The organism is Marivivens sp. ABH4_498, assembly GCF_056160585.1.
This window is the reverse complement of record NZ_JBSWXL010000002.1, coordinates 506,025-524,545: the sequence shown is the minus strand read 5'-3', so window position 1 is coordinate 524,545 and position 18,521 is coordinate 506,025. Positions and strand designations below refer to the sequence as shown.

Annotated in this window: 18 protein-coding genes and 1 tRNA gene; 6 read left to right on the top strand and 13 right to left on the bottom strand. The window is 54.5% G+C overall.

The features are described 5' to 3' along the window. Positions 1-33: 33 nt before the first annotated feature. The 13 genes from rpoB to ACXAGA_RS06640 form a co-directional block, all read right to left on the bottom strand. Positions 34-4,173 carry a DNA-directed RNA polymerase subunit beta gene (gene rpoB, locus ACXAGA_RS06700; protein ID WP_475116715.1) on the bottom strand — a complete coding sequence of 1,380 codons (4,140 nt, stop codon included), beginning with the start codon at positions 4,171-4,173 and terminating at the stop codon, positions 34-36. A 237-nt stretch (positions 4,174-4,410) separates the two neighbouring features. Next, positions 4,411-4,785 carry a 50S ribosomal protein L7/L12 gene (gene rplL / locus ACXAGA_RS06695; protein WP_475116714.1) on the bottom strand — a complete coding sequence of 125 codons (375 nt, stop codon included), beginning with the start codon at positions 4,783-4,785 and terminating at the stop codon, positions 4,411-4,413. Positions 4,786-4,857: 72 nt separating this feature from the next. After that, on the bottom strand, positions 4,858-5,370 hold the full coding sequence (rplJ, locus tag ACXAGA_RS06690; protein WP_475116713.1) for a 50S ribosomal protein L10: 513 nt from the start codon (positions 5,368-5,370) through the stop codon (positions 4,858-4,860). A gap of 235 nt (positions 5,371-5,605) precedes the next feature. Continuing rightward, positions 5,606-6,298: a 50S ribosomal protein L1 gene (gene rplA, locus ACXAGA_RS06685; protein ID WP_475116712.1), complete on the bottom strand. Its 693-nt coding sequence runs from the start codon at positions 6,296-6,298 to the stop codon at positions 5,606-5,608. A gap of 1 nt (position 6,299) precedes the next feature. Beyond that, positions 6,300-6,725 (bottom strand): 50S ribosomal protein L11, encoded by a 426-nt coding sequence (rplK, locus tag ACXAGA_RS06680; RefSeq protein ID WP_475116711.1) that lies wholly within the window; start codon positions 6,723-6,725, stop codon positions 6,300-6,302. Between the two features lie 101 nt (positions 6,726-6,826). Beyond that, entirely contained in the window at positions 6,827-7,360 is a 534-nt protein-coding gene (gene nusG, locus ACXAGA_RS06675; protein WP_475116710.1) for a transcription termination/antitermination protein NusG, read from the bottom strand. A 195-nt stretch (positions 7,361-7,555) separates the two neighbouring features. After that, a complete protein-coding gene (secE, locus tag ACXAGA_RS06670) occupies positions 7,556-7,750 on the bottom strand; it encodes a preprotein translocase subunit SecE (protein WP_086450787.1) in 195 nt (64 codons plus the stop codon). A 67-nt stretch (positions 7,751-7,817) separates the two neighbouring features. Then, positions 7,818-8,702 (bottom strand): hypothetical protein, encoded by an 885-nt coding sequence (locus tag ACXAGA_RS06665; protein WP_475116709.1) that lies wholly within the window; start codon positions 8,700-8,702, stop codon positions 7,818-7,820. A gap of 31 nt (positions 8,703-8,733) precedes the next feature. Further along, positions 8,734-8,809 (bottom strand) — tRNA-Trp (locus ACXAGA_RS06660). Between the two features lie 66 nt (positions 8,810-8,875). Beyond that, complete coding sequence (locus ACXAGA_RS06655) at positions 8,876-9,862, bottom strand: zinc transporter ZntB (RefSeq protein WP_475116708.1); 987 nt, start codon at positions 9,860-9,862, stop codon at positions 8,876-8,878. Between the two features lie 106 nt (positions 9,863-9,968). After that, complete coding sequence (gene tuf, locus ACXAGA_RS06650; protein ID WP_086450775.1) at positions 9,969-11,144, bottom strand: elongation factor Tu; 1,176 nt, start codon at positions 11,142-11,144, stop codon at positions 9,969-9,971. Positions 11,145-11,234: 90 nt separating this feature from the next. Further along, on the bottom strand, positions 11,235-11,852 hold the full coding sequence (locus ACXAGA_RS06645) for a hypothetical protein (protein WP_475116707.1): 618 nt from the start codon (positions 11,850-11,852) through the stop codon (positions 11,235-11,237). Positions 11,853-11,908: 56 nt separating this feature from the next. Further along, on the bottom strand, positions 11,909-14,221 hold the full coding sequence (locus ACXAGA_RS06640) for a DNA topoisomerase IV subunit A (RefSeq protein ID WP_475116706.1): 2,313 nt from the start codon (positions 14,219-14,221) through the stop codon (positions 11,909-11,911). 165 nt (positions 14,222-14,386) lie between these two features. Here ACXAGA_RS06640 and ACXAGA_RS06635 point away from each other — a divergent pair, with 165 nt between their 5' ends. The 6 genes from ACXAGA_RS06635 to ACXAGA_RS06610 all read left to right on the top strand — a co-directional run bounded on the left by ACXAGA_RS06635 (position 14,387) and on the right by ACXAGA_RS06610 (position 18,516). Continuing rightward, on the top strand, positions 14,387-14,890 hold the full coding sequence (locus ACXAGA_RS06635; protein WP_475116705.1) for an SH3 domain-containing protein: 504 nt from the start codon (positions 14,387-14,389) through the stop codon (positions 14,888-14,890). A 31-nt stretch (positions 14,891-14,921) separates the two neighbouring features. Further along, positions 14,922-15,749 carry an SDR family NAD(P)-dependent oxidoreductase gene (locus tag ACXAGA_RS06630; RefSeq protein WP_475116704.1) on the top strand — a complete coding sequence of 276 codons (828 nt, stop codon included), beginning with the start codon at positions 14,922-14,924 and terminating at the stop codon, positions 15,747-15,749. A 58-nt stretch (positions 15,750-15,807) separates the two neighbouring features. Further along, on the top strand, positions 15,808-16,005 hold the full coding sequence (locus ACXAGA_RS06625; RefSeq protein ID WP_475116703.1) for a twin transmembrane helix small protein: 198 nt from the start codon (positions 15,808-15,810) through the stop codon (positions 16,003-16,005). A 12-nt stretch (positions 16,006-16,017) separates the two neighbouring features. Beyond that, positions 16,018-16,590 carry a cob(I)yrinic acid a,c-diamide adenosyltransferase gene (locus ACXAGA_RS06620; RefSeq protein WP_475116702.1) on the top strand — a complete coding sequence of 191 codons (573 nt, stop codon included), beginning with the start codon at positions 16,018-16,020 and terminating at the stop codon, positions 16,588-16,590. Positions 16,591-16,831: 241 nt separating this feature from the next. After that, positions 16,832-17,590, top strand: coding sequence for an electron transfer flavoprotein subunit beta/FixA family protein (locus tag ACXAGA_RS06615; RefSeq protein ID WP_475116701.1), 759 nt, complete (start codon positions 16,832-16,834; stop codon positions 17,588-17,590). Next, entirely contained in the window at positions 17,590-18,516 is a 927-nt protein-coding gene (locus tag ACXAGA_RS06610; protein WP_475116700.1) for an electron transfer flavoprotein subunit alpha/FixB family protein, read from the top strand. The genes ACXAGA_RS06615 and ACXAGA_RS06610 overlap by 1 nt, the downstream gene beginning before the upstream one ends. The last annotated feature ends 5 nt before the right edge of the window (positions 18,517-18,521 follow it).

Below are 18,521 nucleotides of genomic sequence, written 5' to 3'. Positions count from 1 at the left end.
TCAGTGGGAGACTAGAGGTGAGGCGCGAACGCCTCACTCGTCGTCCTCCGCATCCAGGAGTTCCATATTAAGGCCGAGGCCGCGGACTTCTTTGACAAGAACGTTGAACGATTCTGGTACACCAGCTTCGAAGTTGTCCTCGCCTTTAACGATGCTTTCGTAGACTTTGGTACGTCCAGCAACGTCGTCCGATTTGACGGTCAGCATTTCCTGCAAGGTGTATGCAGCGCCGTAAGCTTCCAGAGCCCAGACCTCCATCTCACCAAAGCGCTGGCCACCGAACTGCGCCTTACCACCCAGCGGCTGCTGAGTAACAAGCGAGTATGGTCCGGTCGAACGCGCGTGGATTTTGTCATCCACCAGGTGGTGCAGTTTCAGCAGGTATTTAACGCCAACGGTAACCTTACGCGCGAATTGTTCACCCGTACGGCCGTCGAACAGTACCGACTGACCCGACGTGTCGAAACCAGCACGCGCCAGTGCATCGTTCACGTCTGCTTCTTTTGCGCCGTCGAATACTGGGGTCGCGATCGGAACACCCGAGGTAGCATTGCCTGCCAGCTCGATCAGATCGTCTTCGCCCAGATCAGCAAAGCCTTCTTCGTATACAGCGTCACCATAGGTGATTTTCAGCGCGTCACGTACTGGGGTCATATCGCCCGAACGACGGTATTCCTGGATCGCTTCGTCGATCTGGATACCCAGACCACGCGATGCCCAACCCATGTGGGTTTCCAGAATCTGACCAACGTTCATACGCGATGGAACGCCCAGCGGGTTCAGTACGAAATCGACCGGCGTACCATCCGCAAGGAATGGCATGTCTTCGATTGGTACAACGCGGGAAATAACACCTTTGTTGCCGTGACGGCCTGCCATTTTATCGCCTGGCTGCAGCTTACGCTTCACCGCGATAAAGACTTTGACCATCTTCATAACGCCCGGAGGCAGGTCGTCGCCGCGGCGAACTTTTTCGACCTTGTCTTCGAAACGTGCATCCAGCTGACGCTTTTGGGCTTCGTACTGCTCGTTCAGGGCTTCGACGATTTTCGCATCGTCTTCGTCCTTCAGAGCGATCTGCCACCACTGACCACGCGACAGTTCTGCCAGTGCTTCTTCGGTGATAACCGAATTCGCTGCAAAACCACGTGGGCCTTTGACGGCCTCTTTGCCCAGGATCAGGTCTTTTAGACGCGCATAGATGTTGCGGTCCAGAATGCCCAATTCGTCGTCACGGTCACGCGACAGACGTTCGACTTCTTCACGCTCGATCTGCAACGCACGTTCGTCTTTTTCGACGCCGTGACGGTTAAAGACGCGAACCTCTACGACAGTACCGTAGTCACCTGGTGGTAGACGCAGCGATGTATCACGTACGTCGGATGCTTTCTCACCAAAGATAGCGCGCAGAAGCTTTTCTTCTGGCGTCATCGGGCTTTCGCCTTTTGGTGTGATCTTACCAACCAGAATGTCAGCCGGACCTACCTCTGCACCGATGTAAACGATACCAGCCTCATCAAGGTTGCGCAGCGCTTCTTCACCGACGTTTGGAATGTCGCGAGTGATCTCTTCTGGCCCCAGTTTCGTGTCACGTGCCGCGACTTCGAATTCTTCGATGTGAACCGAAGTGAATACGTCGTCTTTTACGATACGTTCAGAAATCAGGATCGAGTCTTCGTAGTTGTAACCGTTCCAAGGCATAAACGCGACGATCACGTTTTTACCCAGTGCCAGTTCGCCCATATCCGTCGATGGACCATCAGCGATAACTTCGCCTTTGGTAACAATCGAGCCTACTTTAACCTGCGGACGCTGGTTGATGCAGGTGTTCTGGTTCGAACGCTGGAATTTGCGCAGACGGTAGATGTCAACGCCAGGGTCGCCAACTTCCAGATCTTCGGTCGCACGGATAACGATACGGGTTGCGTCAACTTGGTCAACGATACCAGCACGTGCAGCAGTGATCGCAGCGCCAGAGTCGATCGCCACTTTGCCTTCCATACCGGTACCAACCAGCGGTGCCGTTGCTTGCAGCAGCGGAACAGCCTGACGTTGCATGTTCGAACCCATCAGAGCGCGGTTAGCGTCGTCGTTTTCCAGGAACGGGATCAGCGCCGCAGCAACCGATACCAGCTGTTTTGGCGACACGTCGATCAGGTCAACGTTTTCTTTTGGTGCCAAAGTGTATTCGCCCGACTGACGGGTCGATACAAATTCGTTCACCAGTACGCCATCATCGTCCAAGTTCGCGTTGGCCTGCGCAACAGTGTGGCGCATTTCTTCGGTCGCGGACATATAGGACACTTCGTCAGTGACCTTGCCCTCGATGACCTTGCGGTATGGCGTTTCGATGAAACCGTATTTGTTCACGCGTGCGAATGTCGCCAGCGAGTTGATCAGACCAATGTTCGGACCTTCCGGCGTTTCAATCGGACACATACGACCGTAGTGCGTTGGGTGAACGTCGCGGACCTCAAAGCCTGCACGTTCGCGGGTCAAACCGCCTGGTCCAAGCGCCGATAGACGACGTTTGTGCGTCACTTCGGACAGCGGGTTGGTTTGGTCCATGAACTGCGACAGCTGCGACGAGCCAAAGAATTCACGAACAGCAGCCGCTGCTGGTTTCGCGTTGATCAGATCCTGAGGCATGACGGTGTCGATTTCGACCGACGACATACGCTCTTTGATTGCGCGTTCCATACGCAGCAGACCAACACGGTACTGGTTTTCCATCAGTTCGCCAACGGAACGCACACGACGGTTGCCCAAGTGGTCGATGTCGTCGACTTCGCCTTTGCCGTCACGCAGTTCAACCAGCGCTTTGATACAAGCAACGATGTCTTCGTTGCGCAGGGTACGCTGGGTGTCCTCTGCGTCCAAAGCCAGACGCATGTTCATTTTCACGCGGCCAACAGCGGACAGGTCGTAACGTTCGGAATCAAAGAACAGAGTGTCGAACAGCGCGGACGCCGCATCAACGGTCGGTGGTTCACCCGGACGCATCACACGGTAAATATCCATGAGCGCGGTGTCGCGGTTCATGTTTTTGTCCGATGCCAGCGTGTTGCGGATGTATGGACCAACGTTGACGTTGTCGATGTCCAGAACTGGGATGTCGGTGATGCCTTCATCGATCAGTTCTTTGATGGTGCCGCCGATGATATCGCCGTCTTTGTCCATCTCTAGTGTCAGTTCGTCACCAGCTTCAACGTAGATCGCCCCTGTCTCTTCGTTGATGATGTCTTTGGCAACAAAACGACCGACCAGCTGATCGAATGGCAGCAACAGGTTCTTAACTGCGCCTTCGTCGATCAGTTTCTTAACTGCGCGCGGGGTAACTTTGTCACCTGCTTTGGCGATAACTTCGCCAGTTGCAGCGTCAACCAGATCAAATGCAGGACGGGTACCGCGTACACGCTCTGGGAAGAATTTGGTAACCCAGCCGTGCGCTTTTTTATCCAGCGAATAATCAACGGTGTCGTAGTAAGCATCCATGATGCTTTCCTGATCCATGCCCAGTGCATACAGCAGGGTGGTCACAGGCAGCTTACGACGGCGGTCGATACGTGCGAATACCAGATCTTTGGCGTCGAATTCGAAATCCAGCCACGAACCGCGGTAGGGAATGATGCGGCAAGCGAACAGAAGTTTACCCGACGAATGGGTTTTGCCTTTGTCGTGGTCAAAGAACACACCAGGCGAACGGTGCATCTGAGACACGATAACGCGCTCGGTGCCGTTCACAACGAAGGTACCGTTTGGCGTCATCAAAGGCATGTCGCCCATGAACACGTCTTGTTCTTTGATGTCTTTAACCGAGCGAGCGCCGGTGTCTTCGTCGATATCGAATACGATCAGACGCAATGTAACCTTCAGCGGAGCGCTGTAGGTCAGGTCGCGTTGCATACATTCTTCAACGTCGAATTTCGGCTTCTCCAGCTCGTATTTTACGAACTCTAGAACAGCGGTTTCGTTAAAATCCTTAATCGGGAATACCGACTGGAAAACGCCTTTGATGCCTTCGCCGTCCAATGGCATTTCGCTGTCACCCGAACGCAGGAACAGGTCATAGGACGATTTTTGAACCTCGATAAGGTTCGGCATCTGAAGAACTTCTTCAATTTTACCGTAGTATTTACGCAGGCGTTTCTGGCCAAGGAAGGTCTGAGCCATGTGCTTTGTCACCTTTCAATCTCTGCGGGGCCATGTCGCCGGGGCCGCGACATTTTCCCATTGAGAAGGGAGTTCCGGTCTATTCTTGACCCCCTTCCCAAGGGGGGCCGCCCGACCATTGAAACCTACCCAAGACGGCCGTCTTATAAAACGACCCGCTAAGACAGGTTCGGCTGGACCCGCGAAATCGCGGATCCAGCCCATATCTTTGTGGCCCCGATCGGGACCAGAAACCAATTAGGCCAGTTCGACCGTTGCGCCAGCTGCTTCCAGCTTAGCTTTGATTTCTTCAGCTTCTGCTTTAGGAGCTGCTTCTTTGATTTTGCCGCCAGCTTCAACCAGTTCTTTGGCTTCTTTCAGGCCCAGGCCTGTGATGCCGCGAACTTCTTTGATGACGTTGATTTTCTGTGCGCCAGCGTCTTTCAGAACGACGTCGAAGTCGGTCTTTTCTTCTGCAGCTGCACCAGCGTCGCCTGCTGGGCCTGCCATCATTACTGCGCCACCTGCAGCAGGCTCGATGCCGTACTCGTCTTTCAGGATGGTTTTCAGTTCTTGTGCTTCAAGCAGGGTCAGACCAACGATCTCTTCTGCCAGTTTTTTCAGATCAGCCATTTTATGCTTTCCGTTCGTTTGATGTGTATTCCAACGTGAGAGAGGTATTCTCTACGAGGGCAATTAAGTTGCTTAAGCAGCGTTCTCTTCGATAGTCGAAAGAATGCTCGCGATGTTCGAAGCAGGCGCGCCAATCGCACCAGCGATGTTCGAAGCAGGTGCACCAATGCAACCAACGATCGAAGCGATAAGCTCTTCGCGGGATGGCATCTGTGCAACGGCCTTCACGCCGGCAACGTCCAGAGCAGTGTCGCCCATTGCACCACCCAAGATAACGAGTTTTTCGTTACCTTTGGCGTACTTATCCACGACCTTCGCAGCTGCGACAGGGTCTTCGGAATAGGACAACACAGTCATGCCCGTCAGGTAGTCAGCGATGGATTCGCATGCTTTACCTTGCAGGGCGATCTTGGCGAGCTTGTTCTTGGCAACGCGTACAGAACCACCAGCTTCACGCATTTGCGCGCGCAGGTCCTGCATCTCTGCAACTGTCATGCCTTCGTAGTGTGCAACCACCACGACGCCAGAGCTGTCAAAGATTTGGCCGAGTTCGTCGACCAGCTTCTCTTTCTGGGCTCTATCCACAGTTTCACTCCAAGTTTGGGGTTTCCCCCGGCTCAATTTGACCCCTGTTTGTCAGGGGCCGTTCGGGTCCGTTTTCAGGGTCCCGAGGCCAGATCGCCCGATCCAAACGGAACGGATATCTATTCTCGTTTCCCATCTCAGGAAGGAATTATTGGGGAAACCCCAACCCTCCGTCTCGGACAGGACAGGGCCAATAAAGGCCCCGCCATTTCACCGCGCAAGGCGGCGAAAATTCTTAGTTGCCAGTAGCGGACTCTACATTGACCGACACGCCTGGACCCATGGTCGAGGACAGCGATACTTTCTTCATGTAGGCGCCTTTAGCACCAGCTGGTTTTGCTTTTTGAACTGCGTCAACGAAAGCCAGCAGGTTTTCTTCCAGTGCTTTTGCGTCGAAAGAAGCTTTGCCGATACCTGCGTGGATAACGCCAGCTTTTTCAACTTTGAACTGAACCTGGCCGCCTTTAGCTGCTTTAACAGCTTCTGCAACGTCCATAGTAACGGTGCCGATTTTCGGGTTCGGCATCAGGTTACGCGGGCCCAGAACTTTACCCAGACGACCGACGATTGGCATCATGTCAGGGGTTGCGATGCAACGTTCAAAGTCGATTTTGCCCGACTGAACAGTTTCCATCAGGTCTTCTGCACCAACGATGTCAGCACCAGCAGCTTTCGCTTCTTCTGCTTTGTCGCCACGTGCGAAAACAGCAACGCGAACGTTTTTACCTGTGCCGTTAGGCAGGGTAACAGTGCCACGAACCATCTGGTCAGCGTGACGTGGGTCGACACCCAAGTTCATCGCGATTTCAACGGTTTCGTCGAATTTCGCTTTTGCATTGCCTTTAACCAGAGCAACAGCATCAGCTACGTTCAGGTTTTCTTTACCAGCAAAGGCCTCAGCGGCCGCAGTGTAACGCTTACCAGCCATCTTACTTCACCTCGATGCCCATGGAGCGTGCCGAACCCAGAATGATCTGCATAGCGGCTTCTACCGTGTTAGCGTTGAGGTCCTTCATTTTGGCCTCGGCGATTTCTTTAACCTGAGCAGCGGTAACGGAGCCCACGGTTTCTTTACCGGGGTTGTTCGCGCCCGATTTCAGCTTTGCAGCTTTTTTCAGGTAGTACGACGCAGGAGGCGTTTTCACTTCAAAAGTGAACGACTTGTCCTGGTAGTAGGTGATGATGGTCGGGCAAGGTGCGCCCGGCTCCATATCAGCCGTTTTCGCGTTGAACGCTTTGGTGAATTCCATGATGTTGATGCCGCGCTGACCCAGCGCAGGACCTACGGGCGGCGAAGGGTTTGCTTGACCTGCAGGAACCTGCAGCTTCAGCGAGCCCATTACTTTCTTGGCCATTGGCCTCTCCTTTTTCCAACCCCTCAGGCACGCGTGCCGTCAGGACAATGTTGTGTGGTCCGGTGAAACGGGCGCGCCCGCCGAACCTCCCACAGATAAACTCAGGCGCCTTTGGTGACCTGAGTAAATTCCAATTCGACCGGGGTAGCCCGGCCAAAGATCGAAACCGTCACCTTCAGGCGCTGGTTCACGTCATCAACTTCTTCGACCATACCGTCGAAGCCTTCGAACGGACCGTCGTTAACCTTGACCTTCTCGCCCACTTCAAAGCTGATCTCGACGCGCGGCGCTTCTTGACCTTCTTCGACGCGACCCAGAATCGCCTGAACCTCTGCGTCACGCATTGGCATTGGGCGACCCTGCGGGCCTAGGAAACCGGTGACCCGGTTGATCGAGTTAACAAGGTGATAAGCCTCGTCCGACAATTCCATGTGGACCAGAACGTACCCCGGCATGAACCGGCGTTCAGTGGTCACTTTTTTACCGCGACGAACTTCGATCACCTCTTCGGTGGGGACCAGAACTTCGTCAATTTGGTTTTCGAGACCCAGCTCTTCAGCTTTGGCGCGGATCTGCTCGGCAATCTTTTTCTCGAAGTTCGAGAGCACGCTTACCGAATACCAACGTTTCGCCATAGTCTTCGACACCCTGTCGTTTTGGCCACAAAGGACCAGAATTCCAATTAATACAGCACCTTGCGGCACCAGACTCCGGAAAAATAAAATCGGCGCGCAACGCGATTCGCCGCACGCCATACCGGAATGGTTGGCTATTACCGCCAAAAACCCTTTAATACAAGGGGGCTAGGCGGTTTTTTACCTAACGGCCAATTACCGGTTCAGGATCAGATCATACAATCCGAAACGGATCACCAAATCGGTCAGAGAGAAAAACAGCGCCAACAGAACGGTCATGATGAAAACCATGATGGTCGTCAAAATGACTTCGCGGCGGGTTGGCCAAACAACTTTGGCGATTTCCGCGCGGGTTTGCTGAATGAACTGTACGGGATTCGTCCGTGCCATCGTCTTTTCCTTATCGGTAACGGGCGGGATGTACGCAGATATCGCGCGGTTTTCAACCCTTCGCGTGTCAGACTGCGTAGAACTCTACTTTATCCATCGACTGAATGGCCTCTACCTGCGCGTCGTACAGCGCCTGCGCGTCTTGTCGCGCACCATCGTTATATAACCGATATTTCTGATAGCCATCTTTCATCGGGAATTGACGACGCGTCTGTGCCGAATTCACTGGGCGACCCGCAGCTTTGTCCGCCATAATTTCGGCCATCGCGCGATCGGTTAGGCCTTCGTGGATTACCCGGTCAATTGGTTCGACCACGCCGCCCAATTTCCAGCGCAACATACGCCTGATCAACGTCTTAAAAACCAATGCATAGTCTTCGTACCGCCAGACATGCACTGACTGAACACCGTCCACGTCCGCGATTTGACCAACGACATCCGCCCATTCGACCTGCGAAAAGGGGTGCGCCGCGATGTAATCGTCAGGATCCAAAAAGTGACCGTTATAGACGGTCTGGCTATAGGCCGATTCCAAAAACGTATCGGGCGAACGGATCGCCAGAAATATACGCACATCAACACCGTCCAGAACGCCGACCAAATCACTGATTCTTTCAGCCGCTTCGCGGTAGACCGGCAGCGCCAGCTTGCCATTGCCTTCGTGCAATGCGCCTAGAAAATTTTCCTCGGTCAGGAAAATGCGGCGATCGCCTTTTGACAGAAACTCAATCTGCTCTGCGGGGGTGCGCTGCGACAGTTTGATGTTTGTCCAACGGCTTAACCCGAACAAACTGGGGATATTTCGACCGCGGCTGCGCAAATAGTCAGGCCCATAAGGCCGCACGCCTGCGTCGATAATCTGCTGTTCGTAGGAAAAAATCGACTGCTGCAAATGCGTCGACGCTGTTTTATGCGCACCAAGGTGGAGTGTCAGTTCAACAGGTCTGGGCAATCGGTACATCCTCGCGGTCAACGTGCCGGAGTGGCAGGGGCACCAGGGCTCGAACCCGGGACCTACGGTTTTGGAGACCGTCGCTCTACCAACTGAGCTATACCCCTACTGACGGCGGTGATTAAGCTACGCATTGCGGGGAATCAAGGGGCGAAATGCGTGGTTTTCCAACATTAACGTGCTTTTCTGTTGATCCGTCGGAAAATCCACAACCCAAGCAAAGGAAAGGCGAATAAACCGGCGCATAAAATCGATAGCAGCCAGAACGCAATCGGGCTGTCCACGCCTGGCATCCCCCCGACATTCACCCCAAACAATCCGGTGATAAATCCCAGCGGCAAAAAGATCGCCGACAACACCGACAGGACAAACGTGTTCTTGTTGACCTGATCGCTTAACTGCCCTGACAATTCTTCTCGTAACACCACAGCTTGATCGCGCAGCTCGTCCATGTCTTCGGCGATGCGCGTCATTTTCTGCGCTTCTTCGTCGATTTCGCGCCGCGTTTCTGGATCTATGAAAGAAACAGACGTATCGGCAAACGACCGCAGGGCATCACGCTGCGGACCAACATAGCGCCGTGCCGCGATAACCTGCAGGCGCAAGGCTGCAACGTCATGGCGCAGCTCCCTGCCCTTTTCGCTGACAACTTTTAATTCCAGATCTTCGGCGATTGCATCCAATTCCGCCTGAAATTCGGCGATATGACCGACCAAATCTTCGATCAGGATGACCAAAAAATCACCTGCCGATGACGGGCCTTGTCCTGCGTCCATCTCGGCTTCAATCCGTTCAATGGCCATGATGCGTTTACGGGCAACGGTGACGATGCGGTGTGCGTCCACATAAATCCGGATCGACACCATGTCCTCGGGGTCTTCGCCGTCGTTATAGTTAATACCGCGCAAAATCAGAATGACGCCGTCTTTTACGACCTTGATGCGGGGGCGCGTGTCCACATCCAGCAAAGCTTCGCGGGCTTGTAGGTCCAAATAATCCAGTTCGGCCGAAACCCACTCTGCCGCATCAGGATGCTTACCATCCAAATGCGCCCACGCCAGACGATCCTCTCGTAACGCCATGGAAATCGTTTCCTCGGCCGTGGGATCAATCCATTTACCATTGTCCAAAATGCGCGAAAATTTGACTAACTGGGGCATCTGGCTGGTCCTTGGGGTCGTGTTGTTCACACCCTATCCCCACGTGATCCAAAGCAAAAGGGCCGCCTTTTGGCGACCCTTTCAGTAGTCTGATTGTTAGATCAGATTACTCGATGATTTTGGACACAACGCCCGAACCAACGGTACGGCCACCTTCGCGGATCGCGAAGCGCAGGCCTTCTTCCATTGCGATTGGTGCAATCAGTTCAGCCGACAGTTTCAGGTTGTCGCCTGGCATGACCATTTCGGTGCCTTCTGGCAGAATGCAAGTACCGGTGACGTCAGTTGTACGGAAGTAGAACTGTGGACGGTAGTTTGCGAAGAATGGGGTGTGACGACCGCCTTCTTCTTTGGTCAGGATGTAGACCTCTGCTTCGAATTTGGTGTGTGGCTTAACCGAACCTGGCTTACACAGAACCTGGCCACGCTCAACGCCTTCACGGTCAACACCACGCAGCAGAGCGCCGATGTTGTCGCCTGCTTCACCGCGGTCCAGCAGTTTGCGGAACATCTCAACGCCGGTACAGGTGGTTTTCGAAGTGTCGCGAATACCAACGATTTCGATTTCGTCGCCAACGTTGATCACGCCGCGCTCAACACGACCGGTTACAACAGTACCACGGCCCGAGATCGAGAACACGTCTTCGATTGGCATCAGGAATGGTTGGTCGATCGCGCGCTCTGGCTCTGGGATGTACGAGTCAACCGCTTCCATCAGCTCTTTGATCTTGTTTTCGCCGATGTTTTCGTCACGGCCTTCCATAGCAGCCAGTGCCGAACCTGCGATGATTGGAATATCGTCGCCTGGGAAGTCGTATTCGGACAGCAGCTCGCGGATTTCCATTTCAACCAGTTCCAGCAGCTCTTCGTCGTCTACCTGGTCAACTTTGTTCATGAAAACAACCAGTGCAGGAACGCCAACCTGACGTGCCAGCAGGATGTGTTCACGAGTCTGAGGCATAGGGCCGTCAGCTGCGTTAACAACCAAGATGCCGCCGTCCATCTGTGCCGCACCGGTGATCATGTTTTTCACGTAGTCAGCGTGACCTGGGCAGTCAACGTGAGCGTAGTGACGGTTTTCGGTCTCGTACTCAACGTGAGCGGTCGAGATGGTGATGCCGCGTGCTTTTTCTTCTGGTGCGCCGTCGATCTGGTCGTAGGCTTTGAAGTCACCAAAGTATTTGGTGATCGCAGCGGTCAGCGTGGTTTTACCGTGGTCAACGTGGCCAATTGTGCCAATGTTGACGTGCGGTTTAGAGCGTTCAAACTTTTCCTTAGCCATCTCTTGGCGCCTCGTCGTTTGGGGGCCTTAATATCCGGCCCGTTTCAACATCGCGGGCGATGTATTGGCTATTGGCATAAAAATCAAGCGTCAGTTGGTCGAATTAGCGCCCAAACCCGCAATTGCGTCATTATCGACATCACCGGTCATGATTGTCGGGTCCTCGGGCAGTGTTTCGGGCATGCCGCCGAACCATTCGGCGTTTTCGCGCATGGTCCGTTCAATCGCGCGGGCGACGTTGAACGACAGGCCTTCGACCTGCTCTTCTTTGGTACGCAACATGCCAGATCCCAAAACGGGGGTGCAGCACGGTTCGAACACCGTCAGGCGAATGGGCTCTTCGTTCAGTTTGGTTTGCGTTGCGTCTTCAAAGAATGTCACGTCTACGATCAGTACCGAGGTCGGCGAATAGACCAGCGGCACGCCCGGCATCGCGGCAACATAGGCCTGCACCACAACAGCCGTGTGATACCACGCGCCTCCTTCGTAGCGGCCCAAACGGTCCTGAACGGCTATTTTAATCGCGTCTTTCCATTCATCATTCGTGACGTCGCGGGAAAACGGGCCCTTTTGCGGATCGTTGGCAACGACGATGTTATGCGCCAATTGGAATTGACCGATCTGGTCTGGACGTTCATTCAGATCATCCCGCACACCACCACACGCGGTCAAAACAGCAAGGGCCAGCATCGCAAATATTGCACGCATCGAAAGCTCCATTTTCTAAAAGGAAACGGGCGCCCGTCGTTAGGCGCCCGATCGTTTTACGACGTGAACCTGTTATCGCGCGGGAACCCGCGTGGGGCCATGCGGCCCGTTCCGGCGCGTTTGCCCTGCCATTCCGCCAGATCGCTTTCTGTGCGGGTGCGGCCCGCTGGATCCAGCCACGTCAGGCCATCCGCGATATTAAAGGTCGTCGCATCGGACATGCCGCCGTCTTTGTATTTCTGCAGGCGGACACCTTTGCCGCGGCCCATTTCGGGCAGTTCTTCGATCGAGAATACCAAAACCTTGCGGTTTTCGCCCACAACAGCCACGTGGTCGCCGTTTACAGGTTTGATAACGCGGGCAACCACGTCGCCTTTGACGTTCAGAACCTGTTTACCGGTGCGGGTTTGGGCGATGACTTCCTCCTCTGGGACGATGAAACCATCACCAGCCGACGACGCGACTAGCAGTTTACGCCCAGCGCGGTGAACCAGAATGTCGATGATCTCGGCCTCGTTCGGCAGGTCGATCATCAGACGCACAGGTTCGCCCATGCCGCGACCACCAGGCAGGTTGGCGCCAAGGATCGTATAGAAACGACCGTTATTGCCGACCACGATCAATTTATCCGTGGTTTCCGCATGGAAGGCAAAGCGGCCTTCGTCGCCGTCTTTGAATTTGAATTCGCCGTCCAGCGCCTGATGGCCCTTCATCGCGCGAATCCAGCCCATTTTCGAACAGATGACCGTGATCGGTTCGCGTTCGATCATGGCCTCCATCGGGACGTCTTCGACCTCGCCTGCTTCGGCAAAGGTGGTCAGGCGCTCGCCGCGCGGTGCGGAATGACCGAACTGTTTACGGGTTTCGCGCAGTTGTTCGGCGATTTTTGCCCATTGCAAACCATCATCAGACAAAAGTTCAGCCAATTCCGCGCGTTCGGCGATCAGCGCATCACGTTCGCGGACCAGCTCCATCTCTTCTAGACGGCGCAAGCTGCGCAGACGCATGTTCAGGATCGCTTCGGCCTGAACCTCGGTCAGTTCGCCCGCGCCTTTGGCTGGCAGCGGCGATACATAATCGCTTTCATCCGTGGCGCGTGCCCGTTTCAGCGACCAGTCTTCGGCCATCAACGCCGCCTTGGGGTCGCCATCATACCGGATGATGTCGATCACGCGGTCCAGATTCAGGAACGCGATGATCAGACCCTGCAACACCTCTAAACGGTGGTCGATCTTGTCGATGCGGTGCTGGCTGCGGCGCTGCAATACGTCGCGGCGGTGATCAAGGAATGCACGCAGCACTTCCTTCATCGAACAGACTTTGGGCGTCAGACCATCGATCAGCACGTTCATGTTCAGGCTGAACCGCACCTCTAGGTCGGTGTTTTTGAACAGCATGCCCATCAGGATGTCAGGTTCGACCGTTTTGGCGCGCGGTTCCAGCACGATACGCACGTCATCGGCGGATTCGTCACGCACGTCCGCCAGCAAAGGCACCTTTTTCAGCTGGATCACTTCGGCCAGTTTTTCGATCAGTTTCGATTTCTGAACCTGATACGGAATTTCGGTGACAACGATCTGCCATTGACCGCGGCCTAGGTCCTCTTTCTCCCAGCGTGCGCGCAGTCGGATGGACCCGCGACCCGTGCGATAGGCGTCCGCGATATTGTCACGCGATTCGACGATCACACCGCCCGTCGGGAAATCCGGACCCGGCACATATTTCAGCAGCGTTTCATCATGGGCATCGGGTGATTTGATCAGGTGCAAACAGGCATCGATCAATTCGTGGATGTTATGAGGCGGAATGTTCGTCGCCATACCCACAGCGATACCGGACGACCCGTTCGCCAGCAGGTTCGGGAACGCCGCAGGCAGAACCACGGGTTCTTCTAGCGTGCCGTCATAGTTCGGGCGGAAATCGACAGCGTTTTCGTTCAGCCCCTCCAGCAATGCTTCGGCGGCGGCGGTCATACGGGCTTCGGTATAACGGCTGGCCGCAGGGTTATCGCCGTCAATGTTGCCAAAGTTACCCTGACCATCCACCAGTGGATAGCGCACGTTGAAATCCTGCGCCAAACGCGCCATCGCGTCATAAATCGCCATATCGCCGTGGGGGTGATAGTTACCCATCACGTCGCCGCTGATCTTTGCCGATTTACGGAAACCACCCGTGGGGGACAGTTTCAGTTCGCGCATCGCAAACAGAATGCGGCGGTGAACAGGTTTCAACCCGTCCCGCGCATCCGGCAACGCACGGTGCATAATCGTGGACAATGCATATTGCAGATACCGTTCGCCAATCGCACGGCGAAGCGGTTCTTTGAATTCTGGAAGGCCGGTTGCGGCGTCATCTGTGCTGTCGGTCATTTCATATCTGTAGCGACTCGCCTCTGCGCTTTCCAGACCGATTTCACATTCCAAAGAAACGTTAACAAAACTCAGAAACGAGATGTTTTTCAGTTTTTTCCCCTGATAGGCGGAACTCTGCCTGCCTACAAAGCGTTACCAGTGTGTATATTTTGGGGAATGTTCATGCGTACGTTTATATTACTAAGTTTCGTGTTGTTGGGTGTTGGTTTCTATGAACTTTCCGGCGGTTCTGATTTTGAACCGGTCGAACGACAGGTCTTTGACGTTAGCTTTGCCGATCAAGGTAATAGTGTTCAGTTGCAGGCGGTATCTGCTCCGGCTTCGCGCGTCATAGAACCTGTTGTCACGGCCGTTGCGTTGGATGCACAACGATCTGCGAATGCGAACGACGCTGTCATCGTTCAAATTTCGTCCAAAAATATCGACCAAGCACCCGAGCCACAGGTGCAACCTGCGCCACAAATCGAATTGGCCACCGTCACGGGTAGTGCTGTGAACATGCGCCTTGGGCCAAGCACCCAATATGGCGTCGTTAGCACCCTGCGCCGCGGCACCGAAGTTGAGGTGCTGGAAATGGCATCGAACGGCTGGGCACGTTTGCGGGTTATGGAAAACGGCCAAGTTGGCTGGATGTCGGCGCGTTTCGTGGCGCAAGCAGGGACTTGAGCCGCCGCGCTTTCATCGCCACAAAGGCGCTATGACAGCAAAAACCATTTTAATAACGGGTTGCTCTTCTGGCATTGGATATGATGCAGCCCATGGATTACGACAAGCAGGCTGGCGCGTGTTCGCCAGCTGCCGCAAACAGGCCGATTGTGATCGACTGATTGCCCAAGGTTTTGATTCACCTTTGATTGATCTTGCAGACGCGGACAGCATCCGTTCGGGCCTGGCTGACGTTTTGTCAAAAACGGACGGCACATTGGATGCGTTATACAACAACGCCGCCTTTGCCTGCCCCGGCGCCGTCGAAGATTTGCCGCCGGACGCGCTCCGGTCGGTATTCGAAACCAACGTGTTTGGCACCCACGATCTGACCCGCGAAGTCATCAAAATCATGCGCGCCCAAGGTCACGGGCGGATTATCAACTGTAGTTCGGTTTTGGGGCTGGTTGGTCTGTCATGGCGCGGCGCATATGTATCGACGAAATTCGCACTGGAAGGTCTGACCGACGTTTTGCGTATCGAAATGCGCGACACCCCGATCAAGGTCATCCTGATCGAACCTGGCCCAATCACGTCGAAAATCCGCGAAAACGCGATCCCTCATTTCGAAAAATGGATAGATTGGGAAAACGCGGCGCGAGCGGACGAATACCGCGTGCTGACCAAACGCCTGTATCAGGACAGCGGCCCAGACGCATTTGAACTGCCCCCATCCGAGGTCACGCGCAAAATTCTAAAGGCCCTGACCGCGAAGAATCCAAAACCGCGCTACTATGTCACAACACCCACATATCTGATGGGATTACTAAGGCGTATACTGCCCACGCGGGCGCTGGATTGGGTCATTTCCAAAGGCTGAACCTTTCCTTTGACGCCAATCGTGTTAGATCGCAGCCAACGATACAAAGGACACGCCAATGCTGTTTAACGATCCGTGGAATATTGCAATCATGGTCGCCGTTTTAGCGGTCGCCGTGATTTTGATGTGGGGGCTTGGCACGTTTGGGTTCGGCACCGACACAGGCAAACAGTCGAACAAAATCATGCGGTATCGCATTTATGCCCAAGGCTTTGCCGTCGCGCTGATTGCGGTCTTGTTCTACTTTAAAAAATAATCCGAGGCTCTGATGGTTGTTTTGAACAAAATCTACACCCGCACGGGTGATGCTGGTGAAACCGCATTGGGAAATGGCAGCCGCGTTGCAAAACATTCGGCCCGCGTGACAGCCTATGGCACCGTAGATGAACTGAACGCCACCGTCGGATTGGCCCGTTTGCACGCCACCGGCGACATGGCCGATCAGCTGGCCGCCATTCAGAACGATCTGTTCGATTTGGGCGCAGACCTGTGCCGCCCCGACATGGAAAAAGACGACGAAGCGCCATACCCCGTTCTACGTATGATTGCATCACAAGTGGACCGTTTGGAATCCGAAATTGACGCGATGAACGCCAACCTTGAACCGCTGCGCAGTTTTATCCTGCCAGGTGGGTCTGCATTGGCGGCGCATCTACACATGTGCAGAACCGTTGCCCGCCGCGCTGAACGCCTGTCTGTCGAACTGGCATCCATGGAATCAGTCAACGACATCGGCGTGAAATACCTAAATCGTCTGTCGGACTGGTTTTTTGTGGCCTCGCGCGTTGCCAACAACAATGGCGCGGATGACATCCTGTGGGTGCCAGGGGCCAACCGATAAAGGGTTTTGCGCCTGATTCTTTCAGTCGCAAAATCATGTCGCAGCGCAGCGAAAAAATCCGCCTCGCAACAAAATTTCGCAAAGCAGTCGCAAAACTTTAGTCGTATTGCGCCACATAATACATGAAAACGTGGCGTCTTATGCGCTTTCCGCGTCGATTTTGCACTATTTTATCTGTGCTGCGCTTGCTAACAAATGCGGGAATAGGTGCCACGTGGCACAGTTTGAGGGAGATACGCCGATGAAGGTACTCGTGCCGGTAAAACGCGTGATCGACTATAACGTAAAGGTTCGCGTCAAAGCGGACGGTACGGGCGTCGATCTAGCGAACGTAAAAATGTCGATGAACCCATTCGACGAAATCGCAGTCGAAGAGGCCATCCGCCTGAAAGAAGCCGGCAAGGCAGACGAAGTTGTCGTCGTGTCGATCGGCGTAAAGCAGGCTCAGGAAACGCTGCGCACCGCGCTGGCAATGGGCGCTGACCGCGCAATCCTGATCGTAGCCGCTGACGATGTGAACACCGACATCGAACCACTGGCAGTTGCAAAACTGCTGGCCAAAGTGGTCGAAGAAGAACAGCCAGGTCTGGTTGTTGCGGGCAAACAAGCCATCGACAACGACATGAACGCAACCGGCCAGATGCTGTCGGCACTGCTGGGCTGGAGCCAAGCAACATTCGCTTCCGAAGTGGACATCGACGGCGACAAAGCTGTTGTAACCCGCGAAGTTGACGGCGGCCTGCAGACCATCAAGGTCAACCTGCCTGCCATCGTGACCGCAGACCTGCGTTTGAACGAACCACGTTACGCGACTCTGCCGAACATCATGAAAGCCAAGAAAAAGCCGCTGGATGAAAAAACACCGGCTGACTACGGCGTTGACGTGTCCCCACGTCTGGAAATCGTGAAAACCGCTGAACCTGCTGTCCGTCAGGCTGGTATCAAAGTTGAATCGGTCGACGAACTGGTGACGAAACTTAAAGAAGCAGGAGCAATCTAATGGCTGTTCTTCTACTTGCTGAAATCAACGACGGTGTTCTGTCCGTTGATGCAACCGCCAAAGCTGTATCCGCATCGGCTTCGCTGGGCGATGTAACTGTTCTGGCCGTTGGTGCCACCGCTGCTGACGCCGCTGCAGAAGCTGCAAAAATCGACGGCGTTGCCAAAGTTCTGGTCGCCGAAGACGCGCTGTACGGCCACCGTCTGGCTGAACCAGTTGCAACCTTGATGGCTGCGCTGGCTGCAGATTATTCGCACATCGTTGCACCTGCGACCACTGACGCGAAAAACATCCTGCCACGCGTTGCGGCCCTGCTGGACGTAATGGTCCTGTCGGACGTCACCGCAGTTGTGGACGCTGACACATTCGAACGTCCGATCTACGCGGGCAACGCAATCCAGACCGTTAAATCGTCGGACGCGAAAAAGGTTATTACCTTCCGTACCTCGACCTTTGACGCGGCTGGCATGGGCGGTTCGGCTGCTGTCGAAACCATCGCAGCTAGCGACAACCCTGGCCTGTCCGAATGGGTCGAAGACAAAGTCGCCGAAAGCGATCGTCCTGAACTGACCTCGGCTAAGATCGTTGTATCGGGCGGCCGCGGTGTTGGTTCCGAAGAAGATTTCGCAATCATCGAAAAACTGGCTGACAAACTGGGCGCTGCTGTTGGTGCGTCCCGTGCAGCGGTCGATTCGGGCTTTGCTCCGAACGACTGGCAGGTTGGTCAGACAGGCAAAGTTGTTGCACCGGAACTGTACATCGCTGCAGGTATTTCGGGCGCGATTCAGCACCTTGCAGGTATGAAAGATTCGAAAATCATCGTCGCAATCAACAAAGACGAAGAGGCTCCGATCTTCCAAGTGGCGGACTTTGGTCTGGTCGCTGACCTGTTCGAAGCTGTTCCAGCGTTGACCGAAAAACTGTAATCGCA

Bases quoted from the DNA above. Each gene is read 5' to 3' on its own strand.
- ACXAGA_RS06630 (WP_475116704.1), top strand. From the start codon at position 14,922: ATGACAGCAAAAACCATTTTAATAACGGGTTGCTCTTCTGGCATTGGA.
- rpoB (WP_475116715.1), bottom strand. From the start codon at position 4,173: ATGGCTCAGACCTTCCTTGGCCAGAAACGCCTGCGTAAATACTACGGT.
- ACXAGA_RS06635 (WP_475116705.1), top strand. From the start codon at position 14,387: ATGCGTACGTTTATATTACTAAGTTTCGTGTTGTTGGGTGTTGGTTTC.
- ACXAGA_RS06625 (WP_475116703.1), top strand. From the start codon at position 15,808: ATGCTGTTTAACGATCCGTGGAATATTGCAATCATGGTCGCCGTTTTA.
- ACXAGA_RS06655 (WP_475116708.1), bottom strand. From the start codon at position 9,862: ATGCCCCAGTTAGTCAAATTTTCGCGCATTTTGGACAATGGTAAATGG.
- ACXAGA_RS06620 (WP_475116702.1), top strand. From the start codon at position 16,018: ATGGTTGTTTTGAACAAAATCTACACCCGCACGGGTGATGCTGGTGAA.
- tuf (WP_086450775.1), bottom strand. From the start codon at position 11,144: ATGGCTAAGGAAAAGTTTGAACGCTCTAAACCGCACGTCAACATTGGC.
- nusG (WP_475116710.1), bottom strand. From the start codon at position 7,360: ATGGCGAAACGTTGGTATTCGGTAAGCGTGCTCTCGAACTTCGAGAAA.
- secE (WP_086450787.1), bottom strand. From the start codon at position 7,750: ATGGCACGGACGAATCCCGTACAGTTCATTCAGCAAACCCGCGCGGAA.
- ACXAGA_RS06645 (WP_475116707.1), bottom strand. From the start codon at position 11,852: ATGCGTGCAATATTTGCGATGCTGGCCCTTGCTGTTTTGACCGCGTGT.
- ACXAGA_RS06610 (WP_475116700.1), top strand. From the start codon at position 17,590: ATGGCTGTTCTTCTACTTGCTGAAATCAACGACGGTGTTCTGTCCGTT.
- ACXAGA_RS06615 (WP_475116701.1), top strand. From the start codon at position 16,832: ATGAAGGTACTCGTGCCGGTAAAACGCGTGATCGACTATAACGTAAAG.
- rplL (WP_475116714.1), bottom strand. From the start codon at position 4,785: ATGGCTGATCTGAAAAAACTGGCAGAAGAGATCGTTGGTCTGACCCTG.
- rplK (WP_475116711.1), bottom strand. From the start codon at position 6,725: ATGGCCAAGAAAGTAATGGGCTCGCTGAAGCTGCAGGTTCCTGCAGGT.
- ACXAGA_RS06640 (WP_475116706.1), bottom strand. From the start codon at position 14,221: ATGACCGACAGCACAGATGACGCCGCAACCGGCCTTCCAGAATTCAAA.
- rplA (WP_475116712.1), bottom strand. From the start codon at position 6,298: ATGGCTGGTAAGCGTTACACTGCGGCCGCTGAGGCCTTTGCTGGTAAA.